The sequence below is a fragment of the Burkholderia sp. DN3021 genome, from assembly GCF_049805555.1.
Classification (GTDB): Bacteria; Pseudomonadota; Gammaproteobacteria; order Burkholderiales; family Burkholderiaceae; genus Burkholderia; species Burkholderia pyrrocinia_C.
Genome location: NZ_JBNCAB010000006.1, coordinates 139,608 through 152,781, shown reverse-complemented (window position 1 = coordinate 152,781; position 13,174 = coordinate 139,608). Strand labels below are relative to the sequence as shown.

The 13,174-nt window shown below is 64.1% G+C and carries 12 protein-coding genes; 8 read left to right on the top strand and 4 right to left on the bottom strand.

Translation table 11 applies throughout. The annotated features are described in order from the left end of the window. Positions 1-71: 71 nt before the first annotated feature. The 3 genes from lpdA (at position 72) to ACPUER_RS05795 (ending at position 3,252) form a co-directional block, all read left to right on the top strand. Entirely contained in the window at positions 72-1,502 is a 1,431-nt protein-coding gene (gene lpdA / locus ACPUER_RS05805) for a dihydrolipoyl dehydrogenase (protein ID WP_425130587.1), read from the top strand. Positions 1,503-1,599: 97 nt separating this feature from the next. Continuing rightward, positions 1,600-2,697 (top strand): cell division protein ZapE, encoded by a 1,098-nt coding sequence (zapE, locus tag ACPUER_RS05800; RefSeq protein ID WP_034184039.1) that lies wholly within the window; start codon positions 1,600-1,602, stop codon positions 2,695-2,697. Positions 2,698-2,841: 144 nt separating this feature from the next. After that, positions 2,842-3,252 (top strand): transposase, encoded by a 411-nt coding sequence (locus tag ACPUER_RS05795; RefSeq protein ID WP_310134435.1) that lies wholly within the window; start codon positions 2,842-2,844, stop codon positions 3,250-3,252. Positions 3,253-3,355: 103 nt separating this feature from the next. Here the strand turns inward: ACPUER_RS05795 and ACPUER_RS05790 are convergent, their stop codons facing one another. The 4 genes from ACPUER_RS05790 to ACPUER_RS05775 all read right to left on the bottom strand — a co-directional run bounded on the left by ACPUER_RS05790 (position 3,356) and on the right by ACPUER_RS05775 (position 8,799). Further along, entirely contained in the window at positions 3,356-3,817 is a 462-nt protein-coding gene (locus tag ACPUER_RS05790; protein ID WP_175961554.1) for a DUF2147 domain-containing protein, read from the bottom strand. 166 nt (positions 3,818-3,983) lie between these two features. After that, on the bottom strand, positions 3,984-5,669 hold the full coding sequence (locus ACPUER_RS05785; RefSeq protein WP_175961553.1) for a ShlB/FhaC/HecB family hemolysin secretion/activation protein: 1,686 nt from the start codon (positions 5,667-5,669) through the stop codon (positions 3,984-3,986). 144 nt (positions 5,670-5,813) lie between these two features. Then, complete coding sequence (locus ACPUER_RS05780) at positions 5,814-7,163, bottom strand: collagen-like triple helix repeat-containing protein (protein ID WP_425130586.1); 1,350 nt, start codon at positions 7,161-7,163, stop codon at positions 5,814-5,816. 40 nt (positions 7,164-7,203) lie between these two features. Further along, complete coding sequence (locus ACPUER_RS05775; protein WP_425130585.1) at positions 7,204-8,799, bottom strand: collagen-like triple helix repeat-containing protein; 1,596 nt, start codon at positions 8,797-8,799, stop codon at positions 7,204-7,206. Positions 8,800-9,475: 676 nt separating this feature from the next. On the opposite strand from ACPUER_RS05775, the gene ACPUER_RS05770 reads away from it, so the two are divergent. The 5 genes from ACPUER_RS05770 to ACPUER_RS05750 all read left to right on the top strand — a co-directional run bounded on the left by ACPUER_RS05770 (position 9,476) and on the right by ACPUER_RS05750 (position 13,151). Beyond that, positions 9,476-9,682 carry a Flp family type IVb pilin gene (locus tag ACPUER_RS05770; RefSeq protein WP_310134427.1) on the top strand — a complete coding sequence of 69 codons (207 nt, stop codon included), beginning with the start codon at positions 9,476-9,478 and terminating at the stop codon, positions 9,680-9,682. A 114-nt stretch (positions 9,683-9,796) separates the two neighbouring features. Further along, the gene (locus ACPUER_RS05765; protein WP_425130584.1) at positions 9,797-10,297 is read left to right on the top strand and encodes an A24 family peptidase; all 501 of its coding nucleotides are present in this window, start codon (positions 9,797-9,799) and stop codon (positions 10,295-10,297) included. Further along, complete coding sequence (locus tag ACPUER_RS05760; protein WP_310134421.1) at positions 10,294-10,740, top strand: pilus assembly protein; 447 nt, start codon at positions 10,294-10,296, stop codon at positions 10,738-10,740. The genes ACPUER_RS05765 and ACPUER_RS05760 overlap by 4 nt, the downstream gene beginning before the upstream one ends. Positions 10,741-10,827: 87 nt before the next feature. Beyond that, a complete protein-coding gene (gene cpaB / locus ACPUER_RS05755; RefSeq protein WP_425130583.1) occupies positions 10,828-11,754 on the top strand; it encodes a Flp pilus assembly protein CpaB in 927 nt (308 codons plus the stop codon). 65 nt (positions 11,755-11,819) lie between these two features. Then, positions 11,820-13,151: a type II and III secretion system protein family protein gene (locus tag ACPUER_RS05750; protein WP_175961547.1), complete on the top strand. Its 1,332-nt coding sequence runs from the start codon at positions 11,820-11,822 to the stop codon at positions 13,149-13,151. The last annotated feature ends 23 nt before the right edge of the window (positions 13,152-13,174 follow it).

Sequence of the window (13,174 nt, the reverse complement as noted above, 5' to 3'; positions counted from 1 at the left end):
ACCGCATTGACCCGCTCCGCACGGGCGCGCAGACGCGCGACCGTGCGGACGTACAAGTAGAAAGGATTTCCATGTCCAAGGAATTTGACGTCGTCGTGATCGGCGCCGGCCCCGGCGGCTACATCGCCGCGATCCGCGCCGCGCAGCTGGGCAAGACCGTTGCCTGTATCGAAAAGTGGAAGAACCCGGCCGGCGCGCTGAAGCTCGGCGGCACCTGCCTGAACGTGGGCTGCATCCCGTCGAAGGCGCTGCTCGCGTCGTCGGAAGAGTTCGAGAACACGTCGCATCACCTGGCCGATCACGGCATCGAAGTCGAAGGCGTGAAGCTCGACATCGCGAAGATGCTCGGCCGCAAGGACGCGATCGTCGAGAAGATGACGTCCGGTATCGAGTTCCTGTTCAAGAAGAACAAGATCACCTGGCTGAAGGGCCATGGCAAGTTCGCCGGCAAGACCGACGCCGGTGTGCAGATCGAAGTGAGCGGCGAGGGTGAAGCCGAAGTCGTCACCGCGAAGAACGTGATCATCGCGACGGGCTCGAAGGCGCGTCACCTGCCGGGCATCCCGGTCGACAACAAGATCGTGTCGGACAACGAAGGCGCGCTGACGTTCGACTCGGTGCCGAAGAAGCTCGCCGTGATCGGCGCAGGCGTGATCGGCCTCGAACTCGGCTCGGTGTGGCGTCGCCTGGGTGCCGAAGTGACGGTGCTCGAAGCGCTGCCGGCATTCCTCGGCGCAGCCGACGAAGCGCTCGCGAAGGAAGCGGCCAAGCTGTTCAAGAAGCAGGGCCTCGACATCCAGCTCGGCGTGAAGATCGGCGAAGTGAAGACGACCGCGGACGGCGTGTCGATCGCCTACACGGACAAGGACGGCAACGCGCAGACGCTCGACGCCGACCGCCTGATCGTGTCGGTCGGCCGCGTGCCGAACACCGACAACCTCGGCCTCGAGGCAATCGGCCTGAAGGCGAACGAGCGCGGCTTCATCGACATCGACGACCACTGCCGCACGGCGGTGCCGAACGTCTACGCGATCGGCGACGTGGTGCGCGGCCCGATGCTTGCGCACAAGGCGGAAGATGAAGGCGTGCTGGTCGCGGAAGTGATCGACGGCCAGAAGCCGCACATCGACTACAACTGCATTCCGTGGGTGATCTACACGTACCCGGAAATCGCGTGGGTCGGCCAGACGGAGCAGCAACTGAAGGCGGAAGGTCGCGAGATCAAGACGGGCAAGTTCCCGTTCTCGATCAACGGCCGCGCGCTCGGCATGAACGCGCCAGACGGTTTCGTGAAGATGATCGCGGACGCGAAGACCGACGAACTGCTCGGCGTGCACGTGATCGCCGCGAACGCGTCGGACCTGATCGCGGAAGCCGTGGTGGCGATGGAGTTCAAGGCGGCGTCGGAAGACATCGCCCGCATCTGCCATCCGCACCCGTCGATGTCGGAAGTGATGCGCGAAGCGGCGCTCGCCGTCGACAAGCGCTCGCTGAATAGCTGAGCGCGGTAAGCGCCAGCCGGCCCTCGGCCGGCGCAGCCGTCTCATGACGAAGGCGGGCGGGGTTTCCCGCTCGCCTTCGTTCTTTCCGGTTTGCCCGATGAACGTCACCGAATACTACACGCGCGAACTGACCACGCGCGGATATCAGTCCGACCCCGCGCAGCGCGCCGCGGTCGATCGCCTGCAGCGCTGTTTCGACGAGTGGGTCGAATACAAGGCGCGCCGCTCGAACGCGTTCAAGAAGCTCATCATTCATCCGGACCTGCCGCGCGGCGTCTACATGTGGGGCGGTGTCGGTCGCGGCAAGAGCTTCCTGATGGACAGCTTCTACGCGGTCGTACCCGTGCAGCGCAAGACGCGCCTGCACTTCCACGAATTCATGCGCGAAGTGCACCGCGAGCTCGAGGAACTGAAAGGGCAGGCCGATCCGCTCGACGAACTCGCGCGGCGCATTGCGAAGCGTTACCGGCTGATCTGTTTCGACGAGTTCCACGTGTCGGACATTGCCGACGCGATGATCCTGTACCGTCTGCTCGATCGCCTGTTCAACAACGGCGTGCAGTTCGTGATGACGTCCAACTACGATCCCGATGACCTGTATCCGGACGGGCTGCATCGCGACCGCATGCTGCCGGCGATCGCGCTGATCAAGGAAAAGCTCGACGTGCTCAACGTCGACGCGGGTGTCGACTATCGTCAGCGCACGCTCGCGCAGGTGCAGATGTATCACACGCCGCTTGGCGCCGACGCCGATCGCGAACTGCGCCATGCGTTCGCGAAGCTCGCCGCGGTACCCGACGAAAGCCCGATCCTGCATATCGAGAAGCGCGAGCTGAAGGCGCTGCGCAAGGCGGACGGCGTCGTATGGTTCGACTTCGCGACGTTGTGCGGCGGCCCGCGATCGCAGAACGACTATCTCGAACTCGCGAGCCGCTTCCACGCGATCGTGCTGTCCGAGGTGCCGCAGATGTCGCCGCGGATGGCGTCCGAGGCGCGCCGCTTTACCTGGCTGATCGACGTGCTGTACGACCACAAGGTCAAGCTGCTGATGTCCGCGGCGGTGCCGGCGGAGCAGTTGTACGTCGAAGGCCCGATGGCGAACGAATTCGCGCGCACGGTCTCGCGTATCGTCGAGATGCAGTCGAAGGAGTATCTTGAAACGCCGCGCCGTATCGTCGATACTTCGCTGACCTGATTGCGATTCTCGGTAATTGGCGCGATTCAAACGTCAATTCCGGTCAAATCCGTTCAATCTCGGGGTATTTTCGGATTTGTCTTATATTCATTGTTGAGGTGAGCCGATATCGTTGTGTCATGGTTACCAAGGCTGGAGATGTCCATGACACCGTATCGCGATCTGACCGACCACGAATGGCGCTGCGTCGCGCCGCTTCTGCCCGAAATGCAGCCGCGCACCGAGTTGCGCGGCCGACCGTTAGCCAATACGCGTGCCGTGCTGAATGGCGTGCTCTGGGTGATCTACAGCGGCGCAACGTGGTCCGCCATGCCGCGCCGTTACCCTTCGTATCAGACATGCCATCGCCGCTTCAAGGTATGGCACGAGACGGGCACGTTGTTAAGCGTGATGCGTGAGCTCTATGGCGATTCGGGCGTGAGTCTGTGTAACGAACTGTCCGCACGGATGCGCAAGCATACGCAATCGAAAGCAGCGGAGGCGCGTAGCAGCATCGCGCCCGCGTGTCGCGCGCCGGGCGGCTATGCATCGGACACGTTGAAGCACGCGGCATGATGTCCGTCGTTTGCTTCTGCGCCCGTACCAAAAGAAAATCGGCCTGACGATTTTGTCGTAGGCCGATTTTTTTATCGAGCCGCGCGTTTCAGCGCGTGCTGCGTTATTGCTGGCGTACCCAGGTCTGCGAACGGCCGAGCAGCGACACGCCGATATAACCGCGCACGACGAGCTTCTGGCCGCCATCTTCAAGCGTCATCTTGCACTTGTAGACCTTGCCGTTTTCCGGGTCGAGAATGTTGCCGCCGTCCCAGTGGTCGCCTTCCTTCTTCATCGCCTTGATGATCGTCATGCCCTTGATGAGCTGATCCTTGCGCTCGTCCGTGCAGGCGGTGCAGCGGCGATCGGGCGTATCGTTCGCGCCGAGGCCCTTGACGACCTTGCCCGACAGCGAACCGTCGCCGTCCTCGGCGATTTGCACGAGTGCCTTCGGCTGATGGGTGTTGTCGTCGATCGTCTGCCACATGCCGACGGGGTTGTCGGCTTGTGCGAACGCGGGTGCTGCGCAGGCGAGCAGTGCGCCGGCGACGGCGATTGCACGCAACGGGCGGGTCAGTTGAATCATTGTCATCCTCCTTGTTTTACATGTCGTGTTCGATTCGCCCGCACGACCGTCTGCATGGGACGGGCATGTTGCGAGCTTCGTCAGAATACGTGAAACCACGCGCCACGTTTTATAGAGGGGACTCTAATCGAAACAGCCCGCGTGACGCGAGCTGTTTGCCGACCAATCAGTTGAGCTGATACGAGAATGCGGCGTTGATGCGCGGGCTGCGCGACGCGCTTTCGACCGGCGCGTCGCCAATCGGTTTTGCGACATTCAGGTCGAGACTGTAGTAACGGCTGTCCGTGAACCGCACGCCGATGCCGACCGACGACATGCGGTTCGGCGACGGCGTGCCCGCGTGCAGGTACACGCGCGCCATGTCATACGCGATGTACGGCGTGACGGATTTCATATACGTCCAGCCCGGCGAGAAGCCGCGGTTGACCTCGAGCGACATCCCCCAGCCCGAGTCGCCCGACGTTTCGCCTGGCTGGTAGCCGAGCGCGTAGCGGGTCGATCCGAACGAGATCTGTTCGGACGTCGGCAGCGAGTCGGGGCTGTATTGCCCGGTCAGCGAAACCGACGTGCCGATCCGGAACGGCCATTCGTTCGTTTGCGTGAAGGTCGCGCCGGTGCGGACGAAGGTCAGCGAAATCGGGCTGTCCACCGAGGTCGTCGTCGTGCCGATGGTCACGTCCTGCGCTTTCGACGCGCCGAGGATGTTGAACCCCTTCGCGACGTTGACGCTCAGCTTCCGTACCTGTTTCGGCGAAACGCTCGTGTAGTCGAGCTGCATCTGCAGCACGCGGACCTGCGAGCGCGTGTCGATGGAGTTGCCGGTGATCTTGTTCTGGTAACGGTCTTCATTGTGCGATGCATAACCCGATACGGTGCCGAGCAGGCTGCGCTGGTTGTTCAGCAGCAACGGGTAGGATGCCGAAAGACCGAGTTTTTCGTTCTTGACGGTCCGCTCGACGGTCGACGGCAAACCCGGGTTGTCAGTCGGCTTGCCGCGATAGGTGCTTGCGTCGAGGCGCGTGATCAGGCCGCTGCTGCCGACGGGTACCGCGCCGCTGAACGCGAAGTAGGTCTGCTTGTCACGCCCCGGCGGCGCCAGCGCGGAGATGCTCAGTTGCTCGCCGAACGACGTCAGGCCGTTTTCGGTTGCGGTGATGAGACCCTGGACGCCCGGGTGGTTGAAGTCGATACCGGTGCTGACGTTGAACGGCTTGCGGTCGACCGCGAGTTCGAGTGTCGTGGCCCCGTCGGTGGTTTGCGGCGGCGGCACGTTCGCTTTCACCGTGAGGCCGGGCAGCAGGCCGAACGTATTCACGTAGCGCTCGAACGTCGCGCGGCGCAGCGGGCGATCTGCAGTGATATGCGCGGCGATCGCGCGAATCTTCGGTTCCATTGCGCCGGGCTTGCCGGTGACCTTGACGTCCGACACATAGCCTTCGACGACCGTGATTCGCACGACGCCGTTCTCGAACGTCTGCGCGGGAACGAACGCGAACGACAGCGCGTAGCCGCGATCCTGGTACAGCTTCGTCACGCCGTTGGCGGTTTCGATCAACTCGCCGATCGTGATGTCCTTGCCGACGAGGGGCGTGAAGCGACGCGAGATTTCCTCGAACGGTACCGACTTCACGCCTTCGACCTGGAACGTCGTCGGCGTCAGGTGTCGCGACAGCAGTTCCTGCAATTGCGGCGCCTGGGGCGCGACCTGCACGGTGACGTTCGGGCCTGTCTTCGGTGCGTTGATCTGGGGCAGGGAGTCGAGCGGGTTACCTCCGACGCGCGTTTGTGCTTGTGCCGTGCCTGCTGCCGCGATGGCGAGCAGCATCATCCATCTGTCGAGTCTGGATTTCATTGTTCTTCCTCGTTGGCCTTGCTTTTCATCTTCTTTCTAATGCTGTCGCGCGACACCAGGGTGTCGCGCGACGCGTGCCGCTATGCCGGGTGTATTTGTACGGCCGTGCCGTTCGCTCCGGCTGCGAAGGTGCGACCGTCGTCCTTATTTGCCAACGCTACCCAGTGTGCCCAGCAACCCCGTTACCGGTGCGAGCAGCCCCGTCGAACCGCCACCCGACGATGCCGTACCCGACACGCCGCCGACCAGCGACGTGACCGGTGCGAGCGGGCTCGAGCCCCCGGACCCTGCTGCACCGCCGACTGCTCCGGTGACAGTATTCAGCAAACCGGTGACAGGCGCGAGAGGGTTTGCACCGCTTGCGCCGCCCGTTGCGCCGCCGAGCGTGCCCGTGACCGTCGATACGAGATTCGTGACCGGAGCGAGCGGGCCGCTGCTCGTGCCGCCCGTTGCGCCGCCGACTGCACCCGTGAGCGAGCCGAGCGGCGTCGAGCCGAGACCCGACAGCAGGCCGCCGAGCGGGTTCGTCGAACCGGAGCTCGACGACGTGCCGTTCTGGACGCCGGCTGTCGAGCCGCCGACGAGGCTCGTGATCAGGCCGGGGATCGGTGCCGCACCGTTCGGTCCGTTCGGATTGACGAGACCACCCGCGTTGGTGACGGTGTTGCCGACCGCGGTCACGAGTTGACCGACATCGCCGACGAGCGGTTGGTTCGACGTGCTACCGACCTGCTTGCCGGCCGAGCTGATCGCGCCGCCGATCTGGCCGAGCAAGCCCGAGACGGGTTGGCCGAGGCCGGTCGTCGTGCCGACCTGTTGCGTGACCTGGCCGGCGGTGATCACGAGCGGCGTGATCGCCGAACTGAGCGGCTGCGTGACCTGCTGCACGGCACCCGACGACAGCGTCGAACCGATCGTCGTGCCGGCGGCCGTCAGGCCGTTGGCGACCGTGTCGAGCACGGTGCCAACCGGAGTTGTGACGGGAGCGAGCGGCGCGAGCGGGCCCGTGCCGAGCGCCTTGACCGTCGAACTCAGGCCGGACACCGTGTTGCTCGTCGCGCCGACGACATTGCCCAGACCGGCAACCGTCGTGCCGACCGGATCCTTCGTCGAGCCGATCTGTCCCAGCCCGTTGCTCACCGCATCGGCGGCTGCGCCGACGATCGTGCCGGTGCTGGCGACCGTGCTGCCGACACCCTTCGTTACGCCGTCGCCGAGGCCCGGCAGGCTGATGTTGCCGACCGTGCTGCCGAGGTCGCTGGCCGTCTGGCCGACCGTGCTGACGACACCTTTGGTGCCGGTGGTCGTGCCGCTGGTGCCGCTGGTGCCGGACGTACCGCTCGTGCCGCTGGACGAGCCGCCATTGTTGCTGGTCGGCGGCGAGCTGACGCCGCCGCCGCCGCAGGCGGCCAGCAGGCAGGCTGCGGCGAAAGCGGTGAGGGGCATGCGCCACTGGCGCAGGGTGGCCGTCGTGAGAGAACGTTGCTGGGACATGGTGAACTCCTCGCTGTCTTGTCGATGAATGGATATCGGTTTATTTGCCGTGCGTGCCGCCGAGCAGGCCGCCGATCAGCGACGTGACGGGCGCGAGCGGATTCGACGACGAGCCCGAGCTCGTGACGGCGCCCGTGCCGCCGGTCAATGCCGGTGCACCGACCGTGCTGGTGACCGTGGACACCGCGTTCGTCACCGGTGCGAGCGGGCTGCTGCCGCCTGCGCCGCCCGTCGCGCCGCCGAGTGCGCCCGTGACTGCGCCGAGGAGACCCGTGACCGGCGCGAGCGGGCCGCCGCTCGTGCCGCCCGTTGCACCGCCGAGCGCGCCGGTAACCGTGGAGACGAGGCCAGTGACCGGTGCGAGCGGGCCGCCGCTGCCGCCTGCTGCGCCACCCAGTGCGCCAGTGACGGTGGAGACGAGGCCGGTGACCGGGGCGAGCGGGCTGCCGCTGCCGCCTGCTGTGCCACCCAGTGCGCCGGTGACCGTGGAGACGAGGCCGGTGACCGGTGCGAGCGGGCCGCCGCTGCCGCCTGCTGCGCCACCCAGTGCGCCGGTGACCGTGGAGACGAGGCCCGTGAGCGGTGCGAGCGGGTTGGTCACGCCACCGGTGCCGCCCGTGAGCAGGCCGCCGACGGCCTTCACGGTGTTGCCGGTCGACGAGACGGTGTTGCCGAGGCCCGTCGTGACAGGGTTGCCGCCCGTCGATGCGAGCAGTGCGCCGGCCTGGTTCAGGCCGTTGCCGACCGTGCCGAGCAGCGTGTTGACGGGCGCGCCGAGGCCGGTCGCCGTGCCGATCGTCTGGGTCGTCTGGCCGACCATCGTCGTGATCGGCGTGATGGCCGAGCTGACTGTCTGCGTGACCTGCTGGATCGGGCCGGTCGACAGCGCGTTGGTGAGGGTGGTGCCGCCGTTCGACACGGCGCCGCCGAGTGTCGACACGAGGCCGCCGACGGCGCCCGTGACCGGTGCGAGCGGCGACAGCGGGCCGCTGCCGAGACTCGTGACCAGGTTGCCTGTCTGCGTGACTGCGCCGCCGAGCTGGTTGACCACGCCGCCCGTGCTGGCGACCGTGGTGCCGATCGGATCCTTCGTCGCGCCGAGCTGGCCGAGACCATTGCCGAGGCCGTTGCCGAGCGCGGTGACTGCGCCACCGACGCTCTGCACGATGCCGCCCGCGGCTTGCGTGGTGGCCGGGTTGACGCCCGGCAGCGATTGGTTGGCGATGACGGAGCCGAGACCCGAGACGGTTCCGCCGACACCCGTGACGAGATTGCTGCCGCTTACGAGGACAGTCCCTACCGCGTTCGACGACACACCCGACGTGCCGCTCGTACCGCTGGTCGTTCCGCTCGTCGAGCCGCTGGTACTGCCGCTCGTCGAACCGCTCGTGCTGCCGCTGGTCGATCCGCTGGTGCTGCCCGACGTGCTGCCGCTCGTCGAACCCGACGTGCCGCCGGAGGTGCCGCCACCCGACGTTGAGATCGAATCGCCGCCGCCCGAGCTCGAGCCGCCACTGCCAAGGCCATGGCTGACGGAGCCGGAGCCGCCGCACGCGGAGAGGGAAAGCATGGCTGCAACGGTGGCCGCGATCAGAGTCGTCCGGAACACGCCATGAGGGATAACCTTAATGTCCATGTTGTCCTCGCATTAAAAATGTGTTGTGAACTGCGTTGTGTTGAGTGCCGCAAGGACTACTCTGCAACTGTCGTGCCATTTCGATGGCCGACGGTTCGACAACAAGTTTTAAACGAGGCAATTCCTTGTCGGGAAAGGGACTTGCGGAAATTGAAAGATTGTTGAATCTGTTTAAGTGCAGGCGAACGAGAACGGTTTCGGCCGTTTCGTAACGTAACGTCACAACATTGGCGTTACGCGTGCGACGTAACGTGGGGCCTGCGCGGGCTTGGTGGACGAGGCAATTGTTTTACTGGTGGATTAGGTGTGTACATCTAACCTATCGTAAATCCTATGTGTAAGACGTACCGAAACACCGTACAAATACGTCGTGCTCACGGTCATTTTTTCGATCCGAGTGGTTAAAAGAGGTTGGAACTTAAATAGGATCGGATATAGAATCCGGAGCAGATGTAAGCAAATGTACGGTTCGGTACACAACGTTCGAGGAGGATTGCTATCGCGAATGTTAATTTGCATCAAATCGTGAGACATGCCCCTCGGGGCGACCTATAAAGAAAGCGCACCCGGTTGTCGTTGCAAAAGATGTGGCGAACAGCGCGGGGCAATGGCCAGATATGCAGGGATGTATACGTATAAAAGGCCAAAGAACGTAAATACAGGCACGAGGAATAAAATGAAAGCAATCATCAAGCGTTTCCTTAAGGAAAACAACGGGGTCACCGCGATCGAGTACGGTCTTATCGCGGGTCTTATCGCTGTCGCGATCCTTGCTGGTGCTTCGTCGATCGGCACCAGTCTCGGCAATATGTTCACGAATCTCGGGTCATGTATCACCACCCCGAGCGGCGCGAACTGCACGGCTGCCACCATCTTTAAGTAACCCACCTGACATTAGTCAGCACGACCTCGAAACATTGAGTCGTCTTGGTGTTGCGGCGGGCGGATTGTCTTTGGCAGTCCGCCCTCCGCGACATTTATCGCGGGTTGCGGTGCGATGGCACATTTCATTTTCAGCGGGGTGTTCCTGGTCTGGGCTGCGTTCGTCGCAACCAGCGACATCCGCTTTAGGCGCGTTTCGAATTCGCTCGTCCTGGCGGGGTTGGCCTGTGGCTTGAGCGGTGCGTATTTGAACGCCAGTCCGTTCGGCATTCTCCCGGCGCAGGCCATGATCGGTTTGCTGGTCGGGTTGGTCGCCTTTTTCCCACTTTTTTTGCTTCGCGTCATGGGTGCGGCGGACGTAAAGATCTTTGCCGTGATCGGCGTGTGGTGCGGCGCGAATGCGCTGCTGTGGATCTGGGTTGCCGCGAGTCTTGCTGCCGGTGTTCATGCCCTTGTCCTGATGCTGCTGTCGCGCACGTCGATCGGCGCGTTGTGGCGGCGGGGCAAACCGGCAATGGCGCTCGGCGGATACCGGGCAACGCCCTATGCGGCATGCCTCGCGGCACCGGCTGCCGCATGGGTTGTATTTCTTGTCGCAACGGGGGGCGTGCGATGACGCGACAGATGCAGCCGCGTGGACGCCGGCGGCAGCGTGGCGCGACGGCGGTCGAGTTTGCGATCGTGTTTCCGCTGCTGTTCGTGATTTTCTACGGCATCCTCAGTTTCGGGATGATTTTCACGATCCAGCAGAGCCTGACGTTTGCCGCCAGCGAGGGCGCACGGGCCGGGCTGAGTTACGCCCCCAATCTTGCTGCACGCATTACGAACGCAACGACGACTGCACAGAGCGTCGTGGCCTGGCTGAATGTCGGCACGCCACAGGTCGCGGCGCTCCAATGCAGTTACGACAAGTCGACTCCACCGTCGTTGTACTGCCTGACGGTCACGGTGAACTACACCCCTCAGAGCTGGATAACGAGCATGCCATTTCTGGGAAGCATACTGACTCAACCGTTGACGAGCACGGCGGTCGTGCAAATTCCGCAGTCGATCCTGTGAAGTACGCATCGTGACGCGACGGGCACGCCGACTCGCGAATCGGGCAAAAAACTTATCGGACTTTTATTCCGGCATCCACACAACGACATGGCCAACAATTTAACGAAGATCATCGCGGGGCTGCTGATTGCGATCGCCGTATTGCTCGGAATCTACGCGTGGATGCTTGGACGCAGCACACCGAACCCCGTACCGACCCAGCAAACCGTTGCGGCAAGTCCGGTTCCGGTCGTGGTCGCGACGCGTGTGTTGCCCGGCGGCCAGCCGATCACGGCCGACGCGCTGAAGATTCAGCCGACCACGCCGGCGCCGACGGGTGCATTCACCGATCCGTCCGCACTCGTTGGACGGGTGCCGGCGGCGGACATTCCGGCATCGTCGCCGGTCGTCGCGGGCGCGCTGGTATCGGGGCTTGCCGAGGATGTGCAACCGGGCGAGCGCGCGGTCGCGGTGCGTGTGGATGAGACCAATGCGGTCGGTAACCGGCTGCGCCCCGGCAATTTCGTCGATGTGTTCCTGAACCTGAAGCGCGAAGGCGGCGCGATGCTTGACGGCGAAGTTTCGCAGACGCAGGCACGGCTTCTGTTGTCGAAGGTGCGGGTGCTGTCGTTCGGCGATGCGACACCCGATCGCGACAGCGGCAACAACAACACCGGCAACAACGGTCAAGCGTCCGGCGCCCGCATCGCGGTGCTCGCGGTGCCGACCGCGCAGGTCGATGCGTTGACGCTCGGCGAGGCGAGCGGCCGCCTGACGTTCGCGTTGCGAAACCCGCGCGACGACGAGCTTGCGATACAGACGGTCGCGGTGCGTACGGACAACAAGCTGTCGCCGTCGGCAATTGCCGCCGCCGGCGTCTCGCTGCAACAGTTGTCCGGCACGCCGAGAACACCGGTGGCCAACGTGAACGTGCCGCCGTTGCCGTCGCGTCTGCCGCCGCCGGTACGGCCGAGCGGGAGCGGCGGCGGCATCGAGGTGATCCGTGGCGGCCGGTCGGAAACGGTTGCCTATTGAACGACATCGACTGCCATCGAAATCAGCGACGACAAGTAAAGGGCCGCGCGACGGTCTACCAAACAATGAAAAACACATTGATTGCATTCGCGATTGCTATCTGCACCATGACTTTCGCATCGTTCGCCAGTGCGAACGGCACGATCGAGCTCGCGGTCGGCGCGCAACGGCAGATTTCGGCCAGTCGCACGCTGCAGCGCGTCGCGGTCGGCGATCCGGCGATCGCCGACGTGCTGATCATGAAGGGCAGCCGCTCGGGTTCCGTGCTGCTGACCGCGAAGGCGCCCGGCGCGACGAACGTGATGCTGTGGGAGCGAGGTCACGACGAACCGACTGTCTGGAACGTCGCGGTCGTCGACGCGGCAGCGCAAGCGGTGCTCGATGGCTCCACGCCGCGCGTGAATGCATATGGCGGCACGGCGGTGCTGCAGGGATCGTCGGCGTCGCTCGATGGACATGCACGCGCTGCCGCGGTCGGTAAGAACATGAGCGGGAAGGGCGTCGTGATTGACCGTTCGACGGTCACGGGCAAGAACGTCGTACAAGTCGACGTGCGGGTTGTCGAATTCAGCCGCTCGGTGCTCAAGCAGGTCGGGTTCAATTTTTTCAAGCAGAGCAACGGCTTCTCGTTCGGATCGTTTTCACCGGGCGGCGTGCAGTCTTATAGCGGCGGGTCGGGCCCCGGTACCGCCGGTTACGTTCCGACGCTTGGGTCACCCGTCGCGTCCGCGTTCAACCTGGTCGTAAATGCTGCTGGACGCGGCATCTTTGCCGACCTGTCGCTGCTCGAGGCGAACAATCTCGCGCGCGTGCTGGCGGAGCCGACGCTTGTCGCGCTGTCGGGGCAGAGCGCGAGCTTCCTTGCGGGCGGCGAGATTCCGGTGCCGTCGCCACAAGGGCTCGGTTCGACCGCGATCCAGTGGAAGCAATACGGCGTCGGGCTTTCGCTGACGCCGACGGTCCTGAGCCCCAGCCGGATCGCGCTGAAGGTCGCACCCGAGTCGAGTCAGCTTGACTTCGTGAACAGCGTGACGATAAGCGGCGTCGCAGTGCCCGGCATCACGACTCGCCGCGCGGACACGACCGTCGAACTTGGCGACGGCGAGAGCTTCGTGATCGGCGGCCTGATTGATCGCCAGACGATGTCGAACGTGAGCAAGGTGCCGTTGCTTGGCGATCTGCCGATCATCGGCACTTTCTTCAAGAATCTGAGTTATCAGCAGAACGACAAGGAACTGCTGATCATCGTGACGCCGCATCTCGTTGCGCCTATCGCGAAGGGGGCGGTGCTGCCTGCAACGCCGGGTGAACTGTCCGAACAGCGGAACGGACCGGTCTGGCAGTCGTATCTGGGCGGCGCCGCGTCGCCGGACGCTGCACCGGGGTTTTCGAAATGAGTGCGAAGCATCGCGCGTCGCGG